Below are 22659 nucleotides of genomic sequence, written 5' to 3'. Positions count from 1 at the left end.
ACATGATTTCAAGACTCGCCATTCTGGCGTCGCTGTGCCTCGCGCTTGCAGCGGCCGCCGTCGGCACGGCGCACGCGCAGGCCGTCGACGTGGATGCCTATGTGCGCAACGACCGCTTCGAGACGATCAAGATCTCGCCGACGGGCGAATACCTGGCCGCGACCGTGCCGTTCGAGGACCGCACCGCGCTGGTGATCATGGGCAGGAAGGACAAGAAGCTGCTCGGAACCTTCCAGCTTGGCCGGAACTCGGCTGTCTACGGCTTCGAGTGGGTCAGCCCCGACCGGGTACTGATCTCGGCGGCCGAGAAGTTCGGCTCCCTGGACACGCCGCAACCCACGGGCGAACTGTTCGCCATGAATGCCGATGGCGGCCGCACCGAGATGCTGATCGGCCAGCGCGTCGCCGGCAACCTGGGGTCGCGCATCCGCACCAAGAAGGCCGAGCGCGTGGCCGCGTTCCTGGTCGACGGCCTGCGCGACGACGACAAGCATGTCCTCGTGTCCGTCAGCCCGTTCTCCAGCGACCCGTACACGCGGGTGGAGAAGATGGACATCTACAGCGGCACGCGGCACACGGTGACGCGGGCACCGGTCCGCAATGCCCGCTTCACGAGCGACAACGCCGGCGTCGTGCGCTTCGCGCTCGGTGCGGATACCGACATCGTGAGCAAGCTGTATTACCGCGCCGGCGAGGGCAGCGACTGGACGCTCGTCAACGACGAAGCCTCGAGCGGCAGGATCGAGGTTCCGGTCGGGTTCTCGGCCGATGACAAGACCGCATACCTGCTCACCGAGATGAAGAGCGGACCGGATGCGGTCTTTGCCTACGATGTTGCGAGCGGGAAGCGCACGGAGGTCCTGCGCGACGGGCAGAAGGATCCCTTCATGCTCTACCGGCCCGGGACATCGATCCCGATCGGCGCCATGTACGACGGTGACAAGCCGACGTTCCGGTTTTTCGACGAGGACTCGGACGACGCCCGGCTGTACAAGAGCCTGCAGGCGGCCTTCGGCGACAACGCCGCGCTGGTGACGTCGAGCACGCGCGACGGGCGGACCAGCCTCGTGCGGGCATGGAGCAGCCGCAATCCCGGCGATTTCTACCTGTTCGACGCACAGGCGAAGAAGGCCGACTACGTGATCAGCCGCGCCGAATGGTTCGACCCGGCGAAGCGGGCGAAGACCCGTGCCTTCGAGTTCGACGCGCGCGACGGGCTGAAGCTGCAGGGCTACCTCACGACCCCGCGCGACGGGTCGGGCAAAATGCCGATGGTGGTCATGCCGCACGGCGGTCCGTTCGGCATCGCCGATATCTGGGGCTTCGATGGCCAGGCGCAGATGCTGGCGGACGCGGGTTACGTGGTGCTGCAAGTGAACTTCCGCGGTTCGGGAGGGCGGGGGCGCGACTTCGAGCGCCTCGGCGCGCGGCAGTGGGGGCTGAAGATGCAGGACGACGTCACCGACGCCACCCGCTGGGCCATTGCCCAGGGCATCGCCGATCCGGCGCGCATCTGCATCTACGGCGCCAGCTACGGCGCATTCGCGGCGCTGATGGGCGTGGCCAGGGAACCGGACCTCTACAGGTGCGCGGTGGGCAACGTCGGCGTCTACGACCTGCCGCAACTGCACGCCGAAGAAACCCAGAAGCACGGCTCGATCGCGACCTGGGCGAACGAATGGATCGGCAGCGACAAGGACGTGCTCGCCGCAAGTTCGCCCACCCGCCATGCCGCAGCGATCAAGGTGCCGGTGCTGCTTGCCGCGGGCCGGGAGGACGAAACCGCGCCGGTCGAGCACACCGAGGCGATGGAGCGTGCGCTCAAGGCCGCCGGCGTGCAGGTGGAGGCCAGCTACTACAGGAACGAAGGGCACGGCTACTACAAGCCGGAAAACCGGAAGGACTTCCAGACCCGGCTGCTGGCCTTCCTGGCGCGGAGCCTTGGCGGCGGCACGGCCGCGCCGGAGGGCGCACCACGGTAACGCCCTGTTCCGGCGGCGCCTGGCGCGCCGCCGGAACAGGGCGGATCACTTCACCCCGTGCATCATCCGCCGCAGCAGCGGTGCGGCGATGAACGCGACCACCGCGCAGCCCAGGCCGATCCACATCATCAGCCAGAACAGGTGCGCGTATTTCGCCGAGGCCGTGGCGATGTCCATGACTTCGCCCTCGGGCACGTCGATCGCTGCGAGCTTGCCGAACAGCGCGGCCAGCGTTTCCGAGAACGCGGTAGCCAGGAACCAGGTGCCCATCATCAGGCTCACCACGCGCGGCACGGCCAGCTGGGTGACCGCGGACAGCCCGACCGGCGACAGGCACATCTCGCCGATCTCGAGCACCAGATAGGCCAGCACCAGCCACCACACGCTCGCCATCTGGCCGGTGGCGCCGACCTGCTGCGCGGCCCACGCCAGCGGAATGAAGGACAGCCCGGCGAATACCAGCCCGAGCGCCGATTTCACCGGCTTGGACGGATCCATGCGGCGCCTGTCCAGCCACGCCCACAGCGCGGCGAAGATCGGCGCCAGCAGCACCAGGAACAGCGCGCCGAGGTAGGTCAGCGAGCCGGCGGTCTGCGGCAGCACCACGCAGTCGCGGATGAGGAACACCAGCATCAGCGCCACCACGCCGATGAACAGCGCGCGCGGCGCGCTGGATGCCGGGTTGCGGTCCGACAGCGTCGCCGCCGCCACGAAGCCCAGCGGCGCCAGCAGCAGCGAGGCGATCGACCACGGCAGCGGCGTGCCGTTCCGGATCACCAGCGACGGCATGATGTCCTTGGTCATCATGCGGTCGGTGAACGTCACCCACGAACCGTAGGTCTGCTCGTACAGGGTGAAGAACACCAGTGCCATGAAGATCAGCGCCATCAGCGCGATCATCTGCTGGCGCTGCACCGGCGTGCACTGGGTCCCGACGAACCACGAGAACCACAGCAGCACGACGCCCAGCACGACCAGCATCAGCATCAGCGCCAGCGAGACCTCGCCGCCGAGCGCGAACGCGCCGGACCCGGCCGCCCACATCAGCCATGCCACCGGCAGCACGCCCAGCACCGCCAGGCCGTAGATCAGCCACTCTCGCGGCAACCCCGCCACGCGTTCGCGCAGCGAGCCGGGGTTGGACGGCTCGGCGTGCCCGTGCAGGTACTTCTGTCCCCACAGGAACATGCCCAGCCCCACCAGCATGCCAATGCCGGCTGCGCCGAAGCCGTATTTCCAGCCGTAGACCTCGCCGAGGAAACCGCACACCAGGGATGCGAACAGCGCGCCAAGGTTGATGCCGGCATAGAACAGCGAGAAGCCCGAATCGCGGCGCGGGTCGTTCTCCGCGTACAGCCTGCCGACGATGGTGGAGATGTTCGGCTTGAGGAAGCCCACGCCCATGATGATCAGCGCCAGCGACAGGTAGGTGACGCGCAGCGCGCCTTCGTCGCGCACGACCTGTCCGCCGACGTTCACCGCCGCGTGGCCCTCGAACGCCATCCCCAGGTGCCCCAGGCACAGCAGGATGCCGCCGAACACCACCGCCTTGCGCATGCCCAGCCAGCGGTCGGCGAGCAGGCCGCCGATCACCGGGATGCAGTACACCAGTCCGCCGTAGGCGCCCAGCAGGTCGAGCCCGGGGCCGTCGCCGAACAGGTGGTACTTGGTCAGGTACAGCAGCAGCAGCGCCTTCATCCCGTAGAACGAGAAGCGCTCCCACATTTCGGTGAAGAAGCAGACGTAGACGCCCTTGGGATGGCCGAGGAAGTCCTCGCCGGCGGGGATGTCACTCGTGATGCTGGCGGCCACGTGCTGCTCCGTATGGAATCCGCGCGAGTATAGCGACCGGGCCCCTGCGCACTGGACTTGCCCCGGGGCAGCGATTAGCTTGTTGGGCTTTCGTGGACAGGGGTTGTAGATGAACAAGCCGGCGACGCGGCAATTGACCTTCCGGGCCGTGCTGCTGGCGGTCATCCTGGCGATGATCCTGGCCGCGGCCAACGCCTACCTCGGGCTGTTCGCCGGCCTGACCATCGCCACCGCCATCCCAGCCGCCGTTGTCTCGATGGGCGTGCTGCGGTTGCTGGGCGGCGGCACGATCCTCGAGAACAACATCGTCCAGACCGGCGCCTCGGCCGGCTCCTCGATCGCCGCCGGCGTGATCTTCACCATCCCGGCGCTGATCATCCTCGGCTACTGGGACGACTTCCGCTATTCCTGGGTGCTGGCGATCGCCGGCCTCGGTGGCCTGCTCGGCGTGCTGTTCTCGGTGCCGCTGCGGCGCACGATGATCGTCGAGGACCCGCTGCCGTTCCCCGAGGGCAAGGCCGCGGCCGAGGTGCTCAAGGCCGGCGACAACCCGGGGCCCGGCCTGAAGATCCTGGCGCTGTCGGGCGTGATCGGCGCGGTGGTCAAGCTGGCCGCGGCCAGCGGCCTGCGCATGATCCCCGACAGCGCGATCGGCAGCGGCTTCATCGGCAAGTACCTGGGCTACATGGGCACCGGCCTGTCGCCGGCGCTGCTGGGCGTGGGCTACATCGTCGGCCTCAACGTCGGCATCGTGGTGGTGTCGGGCAGCATCCTGTCGTTCAACATCGCCATCCCGATCTACCACGCCTTCTTCATGGGCACCGATCCCGCGCTGGCCGCGTCGGTGGCCGGTGCCGGCGCCGAAGAGATCGCCGGTGCGATCTGGTCGGCCAAGATCCGCTACCTCGGCGTGGGCACGATGCTGATCGGCGGCGTGTGGACGCTGTTCTCGCTGCGCAAGTCGCTGGTGTCAGGGATCAAGAGCGGCTTTGCCGCCGCGCGCAAGGGCGCCGGCAAGGTGGTCGCCGAGACCGAGCGCGACCTGCCGATGAAGTGGATGCTGATCGCGCTGGTCGCCTTCGTGGTCCCGCTGGGCCTGCTTTACCACGCCATCGTCGGCCAGTGGATGGTGAGCGTGCCGATGACGATCATCATGATCGTCGCCGGCTTCCTGTTCGTGTCGGTGTCGGCGTACCTGGCCGGCCTGGTGGGATCGTCGAACAACCCCGTGTCCGGCATCACCATCGCCACCATCCTGTTCGCCTCGGTGGTGCTGGTGCTGCTGCTCGGGCGCGACTCGCCGATCGGCGCGGTCGCCGCGATCATGATCGGCGCGGTGGTGTGCTGCGCGGCCGCGGTCGGCGGCGACAACCTGCAGGACCTCAAGGCCGGCTACATCGTCGGTGCCACGCCGTGGAAGCAGCAGCTGATGCTGGCCATCGGCGCGTTTTCCTGCGCGCTGATCATGGCGCCGGTGCTGAACCTGCTGGCCCACGCCTACGGCATCGGCGCGCCCACGCCCGAGCATCCCAATTCGCTGGCGGCGCCGCAGGCCACGCTGATGGCCTCGGTGGCCAACGGCATGTTTGGCGGCGAGCTGCCGTGGACGATGATCGCCATCGGCGCCGCCATCGGCGCGGCGATCATCGCCTTCGACGAATGGCTCAAGGCGCGCAGTTCCAGCTTCCGCGTGCCGGTGCTGGCCGCGGCGATCGGCATCTACCTGCCGCTGGAACTGATGGTGCCGATCTTCCTCGGCGGACTGCTGTCGTACTTCGTCGAGCGCCGCAAGGGGCTGAAGGCCGGCGACGAGGACATGCGCGACCGCATCCACCGCCCGGGCACCCTGTTCTCCGCCGGCCTGATCACCGGCGAGGCGCTGATGGGCATCGCCATCGCGATTCCGATCGTGGTCAGCGAACGTGCCGACGTGCTGGCGCTGCCGGAGCAGTTCCAGTTTGGCCAGGTCGTCGGCCTCGCGGTGCTGGTCGTGGTCGGCTGGCTGCTGTACCGCAGCGGCACCAGGTCCAAGGTGCTGGGCGACGCCGAACCCGGTCCGATGTGATCGCTTTCAGCCCTTCCCTTCAGGGGGAGGGTTGGGTGGGGATGGGTTTCGCCAACACTCGCGGCAACCGTCCCCATCCCCGCCTTCCCCTGAAAGGGAAGGAGAAAACCACTGCTGCACCCGTATTCCAGGAGCCGCCATGAAATCCCGCCATCTCGTCCTGCCCCTCGCCCTGCTGATCGCCATGCCGGCGCTGGCCGCCACCCGCGGCTTCGACGTGCACGACATGGTCAAGCTCGACCGCTACTCGTCGCCCACGCTGTCGCCCGACGGCCGCCAGCTGGTGTTCGCCAAGCGCGTGCTCGACGACAAGAGCGGCAAGGCCAGCACCTCGCTGTGGATCGAGGACCTGTTCGCGCGCGATGCGGCGCCGCCAAAGCGGCTGACGCCGGAAGGCTGGAACGTCAACACGCCGGCGTTCTCGCCCGATGGCGCCACGGTGTACTTCCTCAGCGCGAAGGGCGATTCGTCGCAGCTGTACTCGATGCCGGCCGGCGGCGGCACGCCGGTGCAGCTGACCGCGTTCCCGGTCGACGTCGAGTCGTTCAAGCTTTCGCCCGACGGCTCGCAGGTGGCCTTCAGCGCCGGTGCGTTCCCGGACTGCAAACCCGATGCGGGGCAGGGCGTGCTCGCGTGCACGAAGGACAAGCTGGATGCCGCGGAGAAGGACAAGTCCAGCGGCAAGGTCTTCGACCGCATGTTCATCCGCCACTGGGACACCTGGAACGACGGCCGCCTCAACCGCGTGTTCGTCGCCGAGCTCCCGGCGGCGAAGGCGAAGGCCGTCGCCAGTGCGACGCTGGTCGGCGCCGACGTGATCGGCGACGTGCCGTCCAAGCCGTTCGGCGACAGTGGCGAGTACGCCTGGGCGCCCGACGGCCAGTCGCTGGTGCTCAGCGCGCGCAAGTCCGATGGCAGCGAGCCGTGGTCGACCAACTTCGACCTCTACCAGGTCAGCGCCGACGGCCGCGGCGCCGCGAAGAACCTCACCGAGGCCAACAAGGCCTGGGACACCGGCCCGGTGTTCGGCAATGACGGCAAGACGCTGTACTACCGGGCGATGAAGCGCCCCGGCTTCGAGGCCGACCGCTTCGCGCTGATGGCGATGGACCTGGCCAGCGGCGACACCCGCGAGATCGCGCCCGATTGGGATCGCTCAGCCGACGCCATCGTCGTGTCCGAGGACGGCAACACGCTCTACACCACCGCGCAGGACGTGGGCGAGCACCCGCTGTTCGCGATCGACATGGCCACGGGCGAGGCGAAGAAGGTGGTTGGCGACGGCACGATCTCCTCGTTCGAGATCGCCGGCCCCACGCTCGCCTTCTCGCGCAACAGCATGAAGACCGGCGACCAACTGTTCACCACCGGCCTCGACGCCGCGCAGCTGCGCGCGATCACGCCCAGCGCCGGCGAGATGGTGCCGGAGGCGACGTTCGCCGACTTCGAGCAGTTCAGCTTCAAGGGCTGGAACAACGACACCGTGTACGGCTACGTGGTCAAGCCGTGGAACTACGAGGAAGGCAAGAAGTACCCGGTCGCGTTCCTGATCCACGGCGGCCCGCAGGGCAGCTTCGGCAACGGCTGGAGCTACCGCTGGAATCCGCAGACCTACGCAGGCCAGGGCTACGCGGTGGTGATGATCGACTTCCACGGCTCCACCGGTTACGGCCAGGAATTCACCGACGCGATCAGCCAGCACTGGGGCGACCGCCCACTGGAGGACCTGCAGAAGGGCTGGGCCGCGGCGCAGCAGCAATACGACTACCTCGACGGCGCCAACGCCTGCGCGCTGGGCGCGAGCTATGGCGGCTACATGGTGTACTGGATCGCGGGCAACTGGCATACGCCGAAGTCCGGCGCGTGGAAGTGCCTGGTCGACCATGACGGCGTGTTCGACAACCGCATCATGGGTTACGCCACCGAGGAGCTGTGGTTCAGCGAATGGGAGAACGGGGGCACGCCCTACGACAATCCGGAAGGCTACGAGCGGTTCAATCCGGTCAACCACGTCAAGGACTGGCGCGTGCCGATGCTGGTCGTCCACAGCCAGCTCGACTACCGCATCCCGGTCTCGCAGGGCATCGCCGCGTTCACCGCGCTGCAGCGCCAGGGCATCGAGTCGAAGTTCCTGTACTTCCCGGACGAGAACCACTGGGTGCTCAAGCCGGACAACAGCATCCTCTGGCACGAGACGGTCAACGGCTGGCTGAAGCAGCACCTTGGGCAGTAATGGTGATGCCCGAATGATGACGCCCGACCCGGGACGTGCTTCGTCCCGTCGCCCGCGCCGGTTCCCGGCGCGGATGCCCTGCACGAGACACAGGCGGAAGACGATCCGATGAATCCAGACGCAGCCGCGACCGCGGGTGGCCCCCTGATCACCAACGACATCGTCATCCTCGGCGTCATCGCCGCCACGCTGGCGCTGATCTTCTGGACCGAGTCGCGCCCGGCCGGCTTCTGGAAGCGCTTCTACACCTACGTGCCGGCGTTGCTGCTGTGCTACTTCATCCCCGGCATCTACAACACGGTCGGGCTGATCGACGGCGCCAACAACAGCCTCTACAACCCGGTTGCCAGCCGCGTGCTGCTGCCGGCGGCGCTGGTGCTGCTCACGCTGACCATCGACATCAAGGGCATCCTCCGGCTCGGCTGGAAGCTGCTGGCGATGTACGCGGCCTCGTCGATCAGCGTGATGATCGGCGCGATCGCGGCGTTCGCGCTGTTCGCCGCGGTGCATCCGGCCACGGTGGCCGGCGACACCTGGGGCGGGATGACCGCGCTGGCCGGCAGCTGGATCGGCGGCGGCGCCAACATGCTGGCGATGAAGGAGATCTTCGAGGTCGATGCCACCACCTTCGGCCAGTTCGCGGTGGTGGACGTGGGCGTGGGCTACGTGTGGATGGCAGTGCTGATCTTTCTTGCCGGCCGCGCGCAGGACATCGACAAGCGCAGCGGCGCCGACACGCGCGCACTGGACGACCTCAGGGAGCGCATGGCCAGCTTCCAGGCCCAGCACGCGCGCATCGCCAGCCTCGGCGACCTGATGATGATCGTCGGCATCGCCTTCGGCGCGGTGGGCCTGGCGCACGCGCTGGCGACGCCGCTGGCGAACTGGTTCGGCGCCAACGTCTCGTGGGCGAGGGCGGTGAGCATGCACGAACCCTTTGTCTGGGTGGTGGCGCTGTCGACCCTGATCGGCCTGCTGCTGAGCTTTACCCGTGCACGCACGCTCGACGGCGCCGGCGCATCGAAGATCGGCACGTTGCTGCTGTACTTCCTGATCGCCTGCATCGGCATGCAGATGGACATCATGGCGCTGCTGCAGCGACCGGAGCTGTTCCTGCTCGGCGTGGTGTGGATCCTGATCCACATCGGCCTGCTGTGGGTGGCCGGCAGGCTGTTGCGGGTGCCGTTCTTCTATTTCGCGATCGGCTCGCAGAGCAACATCGGCGGCCCCGCCTCGGCGCCGGTGGTGGCGGCGGTGTTCCACCCCTCGCTGGCGCCCGTGGGCGCACTGCTGGGCACGCTGGGGTATGCGACCGGGACCGGGCTGGCGTACGCGCTCGGCCTGATCCTCAAGTCGATGGCGGGGGCGTAGCGCCGCGCAACCATGTGCAGGAGCGGCTTCAGCCGCGAGCTCTTGATCCTTGGTGATCGGGGGAAAAGCTCGCGGCTGAAGCCGCTCCTGCAAGTGCAGCGGGCGATGGCCGGTCAGCAGCAGCGGAATCCGCCCTTGCCGCCGAAACGCGCCTGCTGGCGTTCGCGGAAGAACGTGGGGTAGTCCATCGGTTCCCGGTCCGGGTGCTTTTCGAGCACGTGCCGGACGTAGTTGTCGTAGTCCGGCACGCCGCAGCACAGCCGCGCGGTCTGCACCAGCCGCCGCCAGACGCGCTTGTGCGCCTGGTGGTAGTCCAGCGGGACCAGCGCGGTACCCATCAGGGTTGCGACGCCTGCTGCTCGGGCGTCAGCGCGACGTAGGGCTGTTCGCGGTCGGTGCGCGCGTCGCTGGCGCGGGCGCGGCGGATCGCGGCGACCGAGTACACCAGCACCGCCAGCACCACGAACAGGAACAGCGCGGTGAGCCCGGCATTGACGTAGTTGTTGAACATCACCTGGTGCATGCCTCCCATGTCCTTCGACGGCGCGATCAGTTCGCCGGCGTTGATCGCGGCGCGGTACTTGTTGGCCTGGGCCAGGAAGCCCACCCCGGGATCGGAGTCGAAGATCTTGATCCAGCCGGCGGACACCGTGCAGATCAGCAGCCACACCGTCGGCACGATCGATACCCACGCGTAGCGCTCCTTCTTCATCTTGAACAGCACCACCGTGCACAGCAGCAGCGCGATGCCGGCGAGCATCTGGTTGGCGATGCCGAACAGCGGCCACAGCATGTTGATGCCACCCAGCGGATCGGTCACGCCCTGGTAGAGGAAGTAGCCCCACAGCGCCACGCAGCCGCCGGTGGCGATCAGGTTCGGGCCCCACGATTCGGTCCTGCGCATCACCGGCACGAAGTTGCCGAGCAGGTCCTGCAGCATGAAGCGGCCGGCGCGCGTGCCAGCGTCGACCGCGGTGAGGATGAACAGCGCCTCGAACAGGATCGCGAAGTGGTACCAGAACGCCATCATGTCGGCGCTGGGCATCACGCTGTGCAGGATCTGGGCGATACCGACGGCCAGTGTCGGCGCGCCGCCGGCGCGCGAGAGGATGCTGGGTTCGCCGATCTCCTTCGCGGTTGCGACCAGCACGTCGGGCGAGACGACGAAGCCCCAGCTCGACACGGTCTGGGCGACCGTCGCCGCGTCGGTGCCGACGATGGCCGCCGGGCTGTTCATCGCGAAATACACGCCCGGGTCGATGATCGACGCCGCGACCATCGCCATGATCGCCACGAACGATTCCATCAGCATGCCGCCGTAGCCGATGTAGCGCGCGTCACGCTCGTTGGCCAGCAGCTTGGGCGTGGTGCCCGAGGCGATCAGCGCGTGGAAGCCCGACACCGCGCCGCAGGCGATGGTGATGAACAGGAACGGGAACATGTCGCCCTTCCACACCGGGCCGGTGCCGTCGGTGAACTGGGTCAGCGCCGGCATGCGCAGGTCCGGCATCACGATCACGATGCCGATCGCCAGCGCGAGGATGGTGCCGACCTTGAGGAAGGTGGACAGGTAGTCGCGCGGCGCCAGCAGCAGCCACACCGGCAGCACCGCGGCGATGAAGCCGTAGCCGATCAGCATCCAGGTGATCTGGGTGCCGCTGAAGGTGAACGTCGCCGCCCATTCGGGATCGGCCGCCACGCGCCCGCCGAACCAGATCGCCGCCAGCAGCAGCACCAGCCCGACGAGGGAAATCTCGCCGATCTTCCCCGGCCGGATGTAGCGCATGTACACGCCCATCAGCAGCGCGATCGGGATCGTCGCGATCACCGTGAACATGCCCCAGGGGCTGCCCTGCAGCGCCTTCACCACGATCATCGCCAGCACCGCGAGGATGATGATCATGATCAGGAACGCGCCGAACAGCGCGATCGTGCCGGGCGCCTGGCCCATTTCCTCGCGCACCAGGTCGCCGAGCGAACGTGCGTCGCGGCGGCTGGAGATCACCAGCACCATGAAGTCCTGCACCGCGCCGGCGAGCACCACGCCCGCGATCAGCCACAGCGTGCCGGGCAGGTAGCCCATCTGCGCGGCCAGTACAGGGCCGACGAGCGGGCCGGCGCCTGCGATCGCGGCGAAGTGGTGGCCGAACAGCACGTGCCGGTTGGTGGGCACGAAATCCAGGCCGTCGTTGTTGAGCACTGCGGGCGTGGCGCGGGTGGGGTCGAGCCCCATCACCTTGTCGGCGATGAACTTCGCGTAGAAGCGGTAGGCCACCAGGTAGATCGAAACGGCAGCTGCCACGATCCACAGCGCGTTGATCGTCTCGCCGCGCCGCAGCGCGATGGTGGCGAGGCAGAACGCCCCAAGGATCGCCAGCGCAGCCCAGGCCAGCTTCTTCACGAGACCGTTCATGCGTTCGCCCTCCGTCCGGTACCGGCAGGGTCGCGCTTGCGCTGCGGACGGTCAATGCGAAAACGATGCCGCGATGCAAAAAGGGCCTACGACATTGGTCGTAGATGGTGGCGACACACTCTTGCAGCGGATCAGTCGGCCAGCACGCGCCGGACCTCGGCGACGAACTCCGGATCGACCTGGCTGCCGATCTGCTCGCTGCGCGCCACGATGCGGCCTTCGGCGTCGAGCAGCACCAGCACGCTGGTGTGGTTGAACTCGCCGTCGGCCAGCTGCCGGTAGCGCACGCCAAGCACGCCGGCGACGGCGCGGACCTGGTCGGGTTCGGGACTGGCCAGCGACCAGTGCGCGGCGTCGAGCTTGCGCTTGCGCGCCACCGACATCAGCGCCGTAGGGTCGTCGCGCGCGGGGTCCATGCTGATCAGCAGGATGCCCAGCCTGGCGCGCTGGTCGGCGGGCAGGGCGTGTTCGACCGCCTTGCCGCTGTCGATGATCAGCGGGCAGATGAACTGGCAGGAGGTGTAGAACATCGCCACCAGCTGCGGCGTACCGCGCTTGCTGCGCCAGTCCCGGGTTTCGCCGGCCTGGTCGGTCAGCGTGGCCGGCAGCTGGTAGACCGAATCGCGCGGCAGCGGCGCCTGCTTCGGTGCCGCGACCGCGGCGGCCGCGGCCGCGAGCAGCAGCAGCGCCAGCGACAGGCAGGCGGCGAACTTGCTGGAAGCCTTCATTTCACGTCCCTCGCACAGCGGAAACCGAGATTGGCGGTGGTGTCGACGGCGTCCAGCGAGGACAGCATCGCCACCCGCATCAGCACCGCGTAGTTTTCGCGGTCGTCCATCGACAGCGCACCCGCGCCGCAGAACTTGAACTTGTCGGCGTCGCCCTGCATGCGGTTGTCGCCCGAGACCAGCAGCGACGAGAAGTCGTCCGTCCATTCCCACACCAGCCCGTGCAGGTCCTGCACGCCCCAGGCGTTGGGCGTCTGCAGGCCGGCGCGCGGCAGGGCCTTGTTGGACGGCGTCGAGTACCAGGCCAGGATACGTTCGCGCCAGGCCGGGTCGCTGCGCGCGTCGCGGCGGGTTTCGTCGGCGGCCGCGGCGTATTCCCACTCCGACCAGGTCGGCAGCCGCGCGCCCTGCGCCTCGCAGTAGGCGGATGCCGCGAACCAGCTCACCTGCACCACCGGCTGCTGCGGCAGGGCCTTGTCGCCGAGCACGTCGGGACTGGCCCAGTGCGAGAGGTAGCGCGGTTCGGCCAGCACCGAGGCGACGTTGTCGCGCCGCCACTGCGGATGCGCCTGCACGAAGGCCAGGAACTCGGCGTTCGTCACCGGCCGCTGCTGCAGTTCGAACGGTGCGATCCGTACTTTGCGCGCGTCCTCGTACTTCAGCGCCGAGCGGAAGTCGCCGCCCGGCAGCCGCACCCATGCCGCGCCGCCGGCCGCGAGGGCGGCCGTGGCGGCGACGGCGAGCAGGCAGGGCAGGGCGACGGCGAGGCGCATGGCGTTCGCCCTAGTGGCCTTCCGACGCATTGGCCGGCTTGACCTTGCGGATCTCGGCGGCCTGCTCCTTGGTGACCTGTCCGCCCGGGTTGCCCCAGCTGTTGAGCACGTAGGTGGCGATGTTGGCCACCTCGTCGTCGGTGAGCTGGCTCATCGGCGGCATGATCGAGTCGTAGTCCTTGCCGTTGACCTTGATCGGGCCCTGCAGGCCATGCAGGATCACCTGCGGCACGTGCGCGGGATCGGCGGCGATGTAATCCGAGTTCGCCAGCGGCGGGAACACCCCCGGCATGCCTTCGCCGCTCGCCTGGTGGCAGGTGGAGCAGGTGCCGGCGAACAGCGCCTTGCCGGCCTCGATCTGGTCGTCGACCGTCAGCTCGCCGGCCTTTTCCGCCTTGACCGCGGCGCCGACCGCGGCGAGGTTGGCGTTGGCCTGGTCGCCGATGTACATCGCGTCGACTTCCTTGCCGGAATAGATGTCGGGGCGTTCGGCGCCGTCGGCCTTGAGGATCGCCAGCGCGCCCTTGTTGAACGCGCGGAAGATCGAGTGGTCGACCAGCACGTAGCTGCCGGGGACCTCGACGTGGAAGTCCATGATCGCCGCGCCGCCGGACGGGATCAGCGTGGTCTGCACGTTCTCGTTGTAGCGCGTGCCGCCCTCGAACCAGACCTTGTCGAAGATCTCGCCGATCACGTGGAAGCTCGACACCAGGTTGGGTCCGCCGTTGCCCACGTACAGGCGCACGTTCTCGCCGGTGTTGGCGGTCAGCGCGTTGTCGCCGGTCAGCGAACCCTCGGCGCCGTTGAACACGACGTAGGTCGGGTTTTCGTCGATGCCCTTCTGCATGTCGAAGCCCTGGTGGCCCTTCTCGCGGTACTTGCCCGTGGTGTAGAAGTCGCCCTGCATCACGTAGTACTCGCGGTCGACCGGCGGCATGCCCTCCGGCGGCTCGACCAGGATCAGGCCGTACATGCCGTTGGCGATGTGCATGCCCACCGGCGCCGTGGCGCAGTGGTACACGAACAGGCCGGCGTTGAGCGCCTTGAACGTGAAGCGGGTGACGTGGCCGGGCGCGGTGAAGCTCGACGACGCACCGCCGCCGGGACCGGTGACGCCGTGCAGGTCGATGTTATGGGGCATCTTGCTGTCGGGCATGTTGCGCAGGTGGAAGACCACCGTGTCGCCCTGGCGCACGCGGATGAAGCTGCCGGGCACCGTGCCGCCGAAGGTCCAGAAGGTGTAGGTGGTGCCTTCGGAGATCTCCATCTCCTTTTCGACCACATCCAGCTCCACGACCACCTTCGCCGGGTAGTCGCGGCCGGTCGGCGGCGGCACGTGTGGCGGCGATGTCAGGACTGCCTCGATCGGCTTGCCCTGCGGCGGACCGAAGTCGCCCTTGAGCGAGCCGCCGGAATCGTAGGCCGCGCCCGGCTTGGCGGCCGGGGCGGGAGTATCGCCCTGCTTGCAGCCGGCGGCCGCCAGGAGGGTTGCGATGGCAATACAGGCGATGAAGCGTTTCATGGTCTGTGTCCCTTTCCCCGTCGGGGGCTTAACGTGTCATGACGAAAGTGATGGCGTGGTCGTTGCGCGCGCCGGATGTGCCGAGCGCTGTACGCGGAAGGGGTGGCAGGTGCATGAATTCGCTCCCCGTTGCGTCGTCGATGCCGCGTGGCGGGTGGTGTGCCGCACCGGCTCACCATTCATGTGCGTATGGTGTGCCTGCACCGGCGGATTCCCCATGACCTGCGTCAAGCCGCCGACAGCGGGTGCCAGGCGATTGTGCGCGGCGCGCGCCGGATGCGCTTGATCCGGATCAATGCGCCACGCAGCGCCCGGGCGCTTCAATGACCGTCATCGGATCCAAGTGCGGAACGGGCCATGGGCGAAGCATTCGAGTGGGTGGATTTCGCACTGCAGCCGCCGGGCATGGTGGTCGAGTGCCTGGACGCCGCCGGTCTCGACGGCTGCGTGCCCGGACATGCAGCAGGCGAGGGCGCGCGGGAAGCGCAGGGCGCCGACGCCGACTGAACCTACCGGGTCGTATGGTCGAATCCGGGCACGCGGCGTCGAGGGATTCGCGCGCGGCTGCCATAATTGACCCCTTTCTCCACGACCGGATTCGAATCGATGACGAGACCCTCCTCGCTGGATCGCGACCAGCTGCTCGCCTGCGGACGCGGCGAAATGTTCGGTCCCGGCAACGCGCGCCTGCCGCTGCCGCCGATGCTGATGTTCGACCGCATCACGCAGATCGCCAGCGAAGGCGGCGCATTCGGCAAGGGCCTGATCCGCGCCGAGATGGACGTGCATCCGGACCTGTGGTTTTTCGGCTGCCACTTCGAGGGCGACCCGGTGATGCCCGGCTGCCTGGGCATGGACGCGATGTGGCAGCTCACCGGCTTCTACCTGCCGTGGCTGGGCGAACCCGGCCGCGGCCGCGCGCTCGGCGTGGGGCAGGTGAAGTTCAGCGGCCAGGTGCTGCCCGACGCGAAGCTGGTCAGCTACGAGATCGACATCCGCCGCGTGATGCGCGGCAAGCTGGCGCTGGTGATCGCCGACGGCCGCACGCTGGTCGACGGCAAGGAAATCTATGTTGCGGAGGGCCTGCGCGTCGGGCTGTTCCGCAACACGGAGGGGTTCTGATGAACGGTCCGGATGGCAACCGCCGCGTCGTCGTCACCGGCATGGGCATCGTCTCGTGCATCGGCAACGACCAGGCCAGCGTTGCGGCATCGCTGCGCGCGCTCGAATCCGGCATCCGCTTCATTCCCGAGTACGCCGAACTCGAGCTGCGCAGCCACGTCGCGGGTGCGCCGGAGATCGACCTCGGCGAGCAGATCGACCGCAAGCTCAAGCGCTTCATGGGCGACGCGGCAGGCTACGCCTACGTGTCGATGCGCGATGCGATCGCCGACGCCGGGCTGTCCGACGCAGACGTGCGCGACGAGCGCACCGGCCTGATCGCCGGCTCCGGCGGCGGCTCGCCGCAGTGGCAGATCGAGACCGGCGACCTGCTGCGCAACCGCGGCGTGCGCAAGGTCGGGCCGTACATGGTGCCGCGCACGATGGGCTCGACGGTGTCGGCGGCGCTGTCGACCGCATTCGGCATTCGTGGCATCAGCTATTCGATCTCCGCCGCCTGCGCGACGTCGGCACACTGCATCGGCGCGGCCGCGAACATGATCCGCCACGGCGCCAAGGACGTGATGTTCGCCGGCGGCGGCGAGGAGCTGCACTGGGGCATGACCGCGCAGTTCGACGCGATGGGCGCGCTGTCCACGCACCACAACGACACGCCGGAAAGCGCCTCGCGCCCGTACGACACCGGCCGCGACGGCTTCGTCATCGCCGGCGGCGGCGGCATGCTGGTGCTGGAGGAATACGAACACGCGAAGGCGCGCGGCGCGCGCATCCACGCCGAGCTGGTCGGCTACGGCGTGACCTCCGACGGCGTCGACATGGTCGCCCCCTCGGGCGAGGGCGCGGTGCGCTGCATGCGCATGGCGATGGAAGGCGTCGACGCGCCGATCGACTACGTGAACACCCACGGCACCTCGACGCCGCTGGGCGACATCGTCGAGCTGGAAGCCGTGGGGGAGGCCTTCGGCGGCAAGGTGCCACCGCTGTCGTCGACCAAGGCGCTGACCGGCCACTCGCTCGGCGCGGCCAGCGTGCACGAGGCGATCTACTGCCTGCTGATGCTGCAGGGCGGCTTCATGGCCGGGTCGGCGAACATCGCCGAACTCGACCCGCGCGCGGAGGGCTTCCCGGTGCTGCGAGAAACCACCGATGCGACATTGCGTACGGTGATGTCCAACAGCTTCGGCTTCGGCGGCACCAACGGCACGCTGGTATTCAGCGCGCTGGATTGAAGCGGGAACCAGGCGGCTTTACAGAAGGGCGTCCAGCCGGGCCGGCCGCTGCGTACCCGCCGCGCCGCCTTCGATGATTGACTGCAGTTCGCGGCCCCACGGTGCCGGATCGATCCCGCTGCGCCCGCGCCAGCCGGGATCGAACAGCGTCCGGTCGTAACGCTCGCCGCGGTCGCACAGCAGGCTGACGATGCTGCCGTGCTCGCCGTTGCGATGCATGCGCGACGCCAGCTCCAGGCACGCGACCAGGTTCGTCCCCGACGAACCGCCGTAGCGGCGTCCGAACTGTGTTTCGAGCAGGAGCATGCCGGCAATCGAGGCGGCATCCGGTACCTCGACCACCTTGTCGACGACCTCGGGCAGGAAGCCAGGCTCCGCCCGCGACCGACCGATGCCCTCGATGCAGGTCGCATGTGTCGCGTGCGCGGCGTGGTCGCGCGTGCGCCAGGCGCGCGCGAATGCCATGCCCGTCGGTTCGGCCACGCACAGCCGCGTGTGCAGGCCGCGATAGCGCAGGTAGCGGCCGATCGTGGCCGACGTACCGCCGGTGCCGGCGCCGCAGACGATCCACGCCGGTTCGGGATGGCGTTCGTGCCGCAGCTGGCCGACGATCGATTCGGCGATGTTGTTGTTGCCGCGCCAGTCCGTCGCGCGTTCGGCCAGTCCGAACTGGTCGAGGAAGCAGGCGCCCTGCGCGGCGATCTCCTTCGCACGTGCCTGCGGGCACGTATCCGCGCCAGTCAGGTCGCAGTGCCCGCCCAATGCGTGCACCGCCTCGATCTTGGCCGGCGCCGTGTTCGCCGGCATCACCGCGGTGAACGACAGCCCCAGCAACCGTGCGAACCACGCTTCCGAAATCGCGGTGCTGCCGGAAGAGGCATCCACCACCGCCTGTCCCGGCCGCAGCCGGCCGTTGCACAGCGCATACAGGAACAGCGACCGCGCCAGCCGGTGCTTGAGGCTGCCGGTGGGGTGCGAGGCTTCGTCCTTGAAGTAGAAGTCGATGCCCGGCAGGCCGGGGAAGGTGGCGTGCAGCAGGTGGGTGTCGGCCGAGCGCGCGGCTTCTCGGCGCAGGGCGGCAACGGCGTCGGCGATCCAGCCGCGATCGTCGCCGGCGACGGCGGTTGCGCCAGCCGCGTCCATCAGCCCAGCCACGGGTACAGCCAGCCCAGCGGATGGTGCATGCGCGCGATGCCGTAGATGGTCGCGAACACCAGCAGCGCGGCGACGTAGCAGCCCGTGCGGATCGCGCGCGTGCGCCCACGCTTCATCGCCAGCACGCCCAGCACCACGTAGACCACCACCAGCACCAGCTTGGTCGCCAGCCAGCCGTTGGCGAACAGCGCGCCGGGCAGGATCGACACCAGCATCAGCGCCGCGGTCAGCAGGGTGGTGTCGATGGTGTAGCTCAGGTAGCGCACCGGCGCGGCATGCGGCCAGCGCGCGCCCGCCAGCGCGAAGGCGCCGCGCAGCGCGAACAGGCTGCCGCTGAGGATCACCGCCCCGATGTGGACGTGGCGGATCTGGGGATAGAACTCGATCATCCGTTGCTGCTCCTTCCCGTCAGCCAGGCTTGCCGTCCGCGCGCGGCGCCAGGTAGATCCGCAGCGAACGCAGCGCCCACGGCGCAAACGCCAGCAGCCAGCCGAGCGCGGCCGCCGCCTGCCAGGCCATCTGGTCCGGGACCAGTTCGGCCACGATGCGGGTCACGCTCACCAGCTGGATCACTGCGAAGGCGAACGTCGCCACGCCGCCGAACACCAGCGGCCGGCCGGAATGGCCCTGCGTGACGCGGGTGACCATCGCCACCAGCAGGCTGCCGAAGAAGCCGATGAACAGCGCGTGCGCCGGCGCGCGGCCGAGGATGAAGTCGCCGTCCAGCAGGTACGCCAGGCTCTGCGCGACATACAGCGCCAGCGCCACCGGCAGCCACGCGTAGCCCCAGAACAGCACCCGCAGCAGCAGCGGCGCCGGCCCGCGCGGCCAGTTGCGCCACAGCCACGTGCCGGCCAGCGCCAGCAAGGGCACGTCCGCCAGCCACAGCCACTGGTAGGCGTGCACCAGCTCCAGCGCCAGGTGGGCCAGCACCAGCGGCCAGAACGCGCCCAGCACCCACATCGGCCGCCACGGCTGGTAACCCTTCACCACGTTGCCGGCGAAGAACGGGAACATCCGGTGCGCGACCGTGAAATACACCGGCAGCAGCAGCCCGAAGGTGCCGATCTTGATCGCCGCGAACACCAGCCGCGCGTCTTCCACGTGCAGGTACGCGGCATAGGCCAGCAGCCCGGCGAAGCCCAGCAACAGCGCGCCCGCGCACGACACCGCATGCCCGGTCCTGCCGCCGTCGCGCCACAGCAGGCGCAACAGGAACAGCAGGCCCGTGCCCCAGCCGACCAGCGTGAACACCGCGCCCAGGTGCAGCAGGTGCGCCGGCCCCAGCGCGCCGGCCAGGGTCAGCAGCTGGCCGCCGAACAGGCCCAGCCCCACCGGAACGTAGTGCCAGCGGGTGAGTTCGTCCTGGCCCATCCAGCGCGGGAACACGGTCAACAGGAAGCCGAACATGAAGGGCGCCAGCACCTGGTACTGCATCACGATCGCGTGGATCCAGCCGCCGTACACCTGCGGCTGCGGCAGGCCGGGCACGTGCCAGCGCGCGTCGACCAGCCACAGCGCCCACCAGAGCATCGCCAGCAGCACGTTGGCCGCGCCGATGAAGAACAGCAGCCGGTGCGGTGCGCGGGCGAGCATCGCCGGCGAGAGTACGTGCTGCGGGGAAGTGGCGGAATGCTTGTCCATGGCGTGCAGTGTGCGCCGGGTGTGGCGGCGTCGCCTTGATCCAGGTCAGCGTGGCCCGCGCGGCGCCGGTCCGTCCGGACCGCGGCGTTCGCCGCGGCCCGGCCTGGCCTTCGCCTCGCGCTACTCGGCGCCCGCGGCTTCGGCTGCTGCCGCCGGCAGCCGCTCGCGCCCGGGCGCAATCCACAGCCGGGCCACGAACAGCGCCACCAGCAGCGCGCCGACCGCGAAGATCGTGTCGCCCGGCACCCGCAGCCACACCAGCAGATCGATGATCGGGCGGTTCATGAACTCCGCCGAGCGCGCGTACCAGTAGCCACGTTCCAGGTTCGCTTCCAGCTGCAGCACGCCCATCGGCAGCAGGGTCAGGACCGCCATCAGCGCCAGGCCGATGTTCATCGTCCAGAAGCCGCCGCGCAGCAGGCCTTCCTTCCACACCACGTCGGGCCGCAGGCCGCGCAGGCAGTACAGCATCAGGCCGATGCCGAGCATCCCGTACACGCCGAACAGCGCGGTGTGGCCGTGGGCGGCGGTGAGGTTGGTGCCCTGCATGTAGAACAGCGCCAGCGGCGTGTTGATCAAAAAGCCCAGCAGGCCGGCGCCGACCAGGTTCCAGAAGCTGACCGCGAGGAAGAACATGATCGGCCAGCGGTAGCGCGCCATCCATGGCGTGGCGCGGCTGCTCTTCCAGGTCTCGTGCGCCTCCAGCCCGATCAGCGCCAGCGGTACCACCTCCAGCGCGGAGATGCTCGCGCCCAGCGCGATCACGCTGGTGGTGACGCCGGCGAAGTACAGGTGGTGGAACATGCCCAGCACGCCGCCGGCCATGAACACGATGGTGGCGAACAGCACGTTGATCGTCGCCGAGCGGCCGCGCACCAGCCCCAGCTTGACGAAGATGAAGCTGATCACCGCGACCGCGAACACTTCGAAGAAGCCTTCCACCCACAGGTGCACGATCCAGAAGCGCCAGTAGGTGACGATCGAAATGTGCGTGTCTTCCCGCCACATCAGCCCGGCCGCGTACAGCAGGCCGATCGCCACCGTGGACAGGAACAGCAGCCCGGCGATATGCCGCGACTCGTTGGCCTTGCTGCGCATCGCCGGCCACAGCGCGCGGCCGACCAGGAACAGCCACAGCATCAGGCCGATGAACAGGTAGATCTGCCAGAAGCGGCCGATGTCGGTGTATTCCCAGCCCTGGTGGCCGAACCAGAAGTTGTGGGCCAGGCCCAGCTTCTGCATCACCGCGAACCACTGGCCGGCGAACGCACCAACCACGATCACGATCAGGCTGATGAAGAGGAAGTTGACGCCGAGCCGCTGGTACTTCGGCTCATGTCCGGAAATCGCCGGCCCCAGGTACAGGCCGGTCGCCAGCCAGGCGGTCGCGATCCACAGGATCGCCAGCTGCGTGTGCCAGCTGCGGGTCACCGCATACGGCAGGTATTCGGCGAGCGCAAAGCCGTAGGCCTCCTGGCCTTCGATCTGGTAGTGCGCGGTGGTCGCGCCCATCAGGATCTGCACCAGGAACAGGCCCATCACCAGCCAGAAGTACTTGGCCGTGGCGCGCATCGATGGCGTCACCACGATCGCGCGTGCCGGGTCCTGCGCGGGCGGCACCAGCGGCTTCTCCTTGCCGTGGTAGACCGCGTAGTGCCAGGCCAGCAATGCGATGCCGGCGATCATGAACAGGATCGAGAACATCGACCACATGAAACTGCTGGCGGTGGGAACGTTGCCCACCAGCGGTTCGTGCGGGAAGTTGTTGGTGTACGACTTCACGTCGCCCGGACGGTTGGTCGCCGTCGCCCAGGACGCCCAGAAGAAAAACCCCGTCATCATCCGCCGGTGCTCCATGTCCGGCACCGGGTCCTCGCGCAGCGCATAGGCCTCGCGCAGGTCGGCGGTGACCGGATCGTTGGAGAACACGCTCATGTAGTGCGCGGCCACCTGCGCGATCGCCTGCGCGCGCTCGTCGGAAATGACGATCGAACCCGTGTCGGGGTCGTAGGTGTTGCGGCGGATTTCCGGCCTGATCTCGGCCTGCAGCTTGGCCTGCTCGCTGCCGTCGAGCGCGTCGTAGGCCAGCCCGTACTCCGAACGCGCGCGCAGCGCCAGCATCGCCATCACCTCGCGGTGCAGCCACTCGGCCGACCAGTCCGGCGCGATCAGCGCGCCGTGGCCCCAGATCGAGCCGTTCTGCTGGCCGCCGATGCTCTGCCAGACGTGGCGGCCGGTCTCGATGTCGGCGCGGGTGTAGACGACCTGGCCGCCCTGCGTCACGACCTGTTGCGGCATCGGCGGCGCGGTCTGGTAGATGTCCTTGCCGATCCACAACATGATGCCGAAGCTGACCACCAGCAGGGCGCCGAGGCCCCACCACAGCCGTTTGGTGATCTGGATGCTTTTCGGTTCCATGACGCGCTCTCCCGGACAGGTGGGCACATCTTCACCAGTCCGCGGGGGTGGCATGTTGACCTGAATCAAGCGGGCGCGTGGCGATTGCGCAGTTCTGTCATCGGAGGTGTGGGGTATGCGGCGTGCGATGACGACGCCCTTGTAGGAGCGGCTTCAGCCGCGAGCTCTTGATCTGCTGGCCACGGATGGAAA

Annotated in this window: 17 protein-coding genes; 7 read left to right on the top strand and 10 right to left on the bottom strand. The window is 68.4% G+C overall.

Going from position 1 to position 22659, the window contains the following annotated elements; all coding sequences use genetic code 11:
- The first annotated feature begins 2 nt into the window (after nt 1–2).
- A complete protein-coding gene (locus ABD679_RS13995; RefSeq protein ID WP_344760622.1) occupies nt 3–1982 on the top strand; it encodes an alpha/beta hydrolase family protein in 1980 nt (659 codons plus the stop codon).
- 45 nt (nt 1983–2027) lie between these two features.
- On the opposite strand, the gene ABD679_RS13990 is transcribed toward ABD679_RS13995, so the two are convergent.
- Nucleotides 2028–3794, bottom strand: a complete 1767-nt coding sequence (locus ABD679_RS13990) for a peptide MFS transporter (RefSeq protein ID WP_344760621.1) — start codon at nt 3792–3794, stop codon at nt 2028–2030.
- Nucleotides 3795–3903: 109 nt separating this feature from the next.
- On the opposite strand from ABD679_RS13990, the gene ABD679_RS13985 reads away from it, so the two are divergent.
- From ABD679_RS13985 to ABD679_RS13975, 3 genes are all read left to right on the top strand, one after another.
- On the top strand, nt 3904–5859 hold the full coding sequence (locus ABD679_RS13985) for an OPT family oligopeptide transporter (RefSeq protein WP_344760620.1): 1956 nt from the start codon (nt 3904–3906) through the stop codon (nt 5857–5859).
- A 139-nt stretch (nt 5860–5998) separates the two neighbouring features.
- Entirely contained in the window at nt 5999–8092 is a 2094-nt protein-coding gene (locus ABD679_RS13980) for a prolyl oligopeptidase family serine peptidase (protein ID WP_344760619.1), read from the top strand.
- A gap of 108 nt (nt 8093–8200) precedes the next feature.
- Nucleotides 8201–9463, top strand: a complete 1263-nt coding sequence (locus ABD679_RS13975) for a DUF819 family protein (protein ID WP_344760618.1) — start codon at nt 8201–8203, stop codon at nt 9461–9463.
- Between the two features lie 113 nt (nt 9464–9576).
- Here the strand turns inward: ABD679_RS13975 and ABD679_RS13970 are convergent, their stop codons facing one another.
- From ABD679_RS13970 to nirK, 5 genes are all read right to left on the bottom strand, one after another.
- Nucleotides 9577–9801: a YbdD/YjiX family protein gene (locus ABD679_RS13970; RefSeq protein ID WP_344760617.1), complete on the bottom strand. Its 225-nt coding sequence runs from the start codon at nt 9799–9801 to the stop codon at nt 9577–9579.
- Nucleotides 9801–11876: a carbon starvation CstA family protein gene (locus tag ABD679_RS13965; RefSeq protein WP_344760616.1), complete on the bottom strand. Its 2076-nt coding sequence runs from the start codon at nt 11874–11876 to the stop codon at nt 9801–9803. The genes ABD679_RS13970 and ABD679_RS13965 overlap by 1 nt, the downstream gene beginning before the upstream one ends.
- 131 nt (nt 11877–12007) lie before the next feature.
- Entirely contained in the window at nt 12008–12604 is a 597-nt protein-coding gene (locus tag ABD679_RS13960; protein ID WP_344760615.1) for an SCO family protein, read from the bottom strand.
- The gene (locus ABD679_RS13955; protein WP_344760614.1) at nt 12601–13377 is read right to left on the bottom strand and encodes a formylglycine-generating enzyme family protein; all 777 of its coding nucleotides are present in this window, start codon (nt 13375–13377) and stop codon (nt 12601–12603) included. The genes ABD679_RS13960 and ABD679_RS13955 overlap by 4 nt, the downstream gene beginning before the upstream one ends.
- Before the next feature lie 10 nt (nt 13378–13387).
- Nucleotides 13388–14899: a copper-containing nitrite reductase gene (nirK, locus tag ABD679_RS13950; RefSeq protein ID WP_344760613.1), complete on the bottom strand. Its 1512-nt coding sequence runs from the start codon at nt 14897–14899 to the stop codon at nt 13388–13390.
- A 357-nt stretch (nt 14900–15256) separates the two neighbouring features.
- Here nirK and ABD679_RS13945 point away from each other — a divergent pair, with 357 nt between their 5' ends.
- The 3 genes from ABD679_RS13945 (at nt 15257) to fabB (ending at nt 17250) form a co-directional block, all read left to right on the top strand.
- Entirely contained in the window at nt 15257–15406 is a 150-nt protein-coding gene (locus ABD679_RS13945; RefSeq protein ID WP_344760612.1) for a hypothetical protein, read from the top strand.
- Nucleotides 15407–15505: 99 nt separating this feature from the next.
- Complete coding sequence (gene fabA / locus ABD679_RS13940) at nt 15506–16021, top strand: 3-hydroxyacyl-[acyl-carrier-protein] dehydratase FabA (protein ID WP_344760611.1); 516 nt, start codon at nt 15506–15508, stop codon at nt 16019–16021.
- Entirely contained in the window at nt 16021–17250 is a 1230-nt protein-coding gene (gene fabB, locus ABD679_RS13935; RefSeq protein WP_344760610.1) for a beta-ketoacyl-ACP synthase I, read from the top strand. Before fabA ends, fabB begins: the two co-directional genes overlap by 1 nt.
- A gap of 18 nt (nt 17251–17268) precedes the next feature.
- On the opposite strand, the gene ABD679_RS13930 is transcribed toward fabB, so the two are convergent.
- From ABD679_RS13930 to ABD679_RS13915, 4 genes are all read right to left on the bottom strand, one after another.
- Entirely contained in the window at nt 17269–18393 is a 1125-nt protein-coding gene (locus ABD679_RS13930; protein WP_344760609.1) for a PLP-dependent cysteine synthase family protein, read from the bottom strand.
- Nucleotides 18393–18794: a SirB2 family protein gene (locus tag ABD679_RS13925; protein WP_344760608.1), complete on the bottom strand. Its 402-nt coding sequence runs from the start codon at nt 18792–18794 to the stop codon at nt 18393–18395. Before ABD679_RS13925 ends, ABD679_RS13930 begins: the two co-directional genes overlap by 1 nt.
- A gap of 19 nt (nt 18795–18813) precedes the next feature.
- Entirely contained in the window at nt 18814–20049 is a 1236-nt protein-coding gene (locus ABD679_RS13920; protein WP_344760606.1) for an NnrS family protein, read from the bottom strand.
- Nucleotides 20050–20169: 120 nt separating this feature from the next.
- Entirely contained in the window at nt 20170–22467 is a 2298-nt protein-coding gene (locus ABD679_RS13915; RefSeq protein WP_344760605.1) for a nitric-oxide reductase large subunit, read from the bottom strand.
- Nucleotides 22468–22659 lie beyond the last annotated feature (192 nt).

This window comes from Luteimonas lutimaris (genome assembly GCF_039537065.1).
GTDB classification, from domain to species: Bacteria; Pseudomonadota; Gammaproteobacteria; order Xanthomonadales; family Xanthomonadaceae; genus Luteimonas; species Luteimonas lutimaris.
Note: the sequence above shows the minus strand (reverse complement) of the source record. Positions and strands in the feature narration are given on the sequence as shown.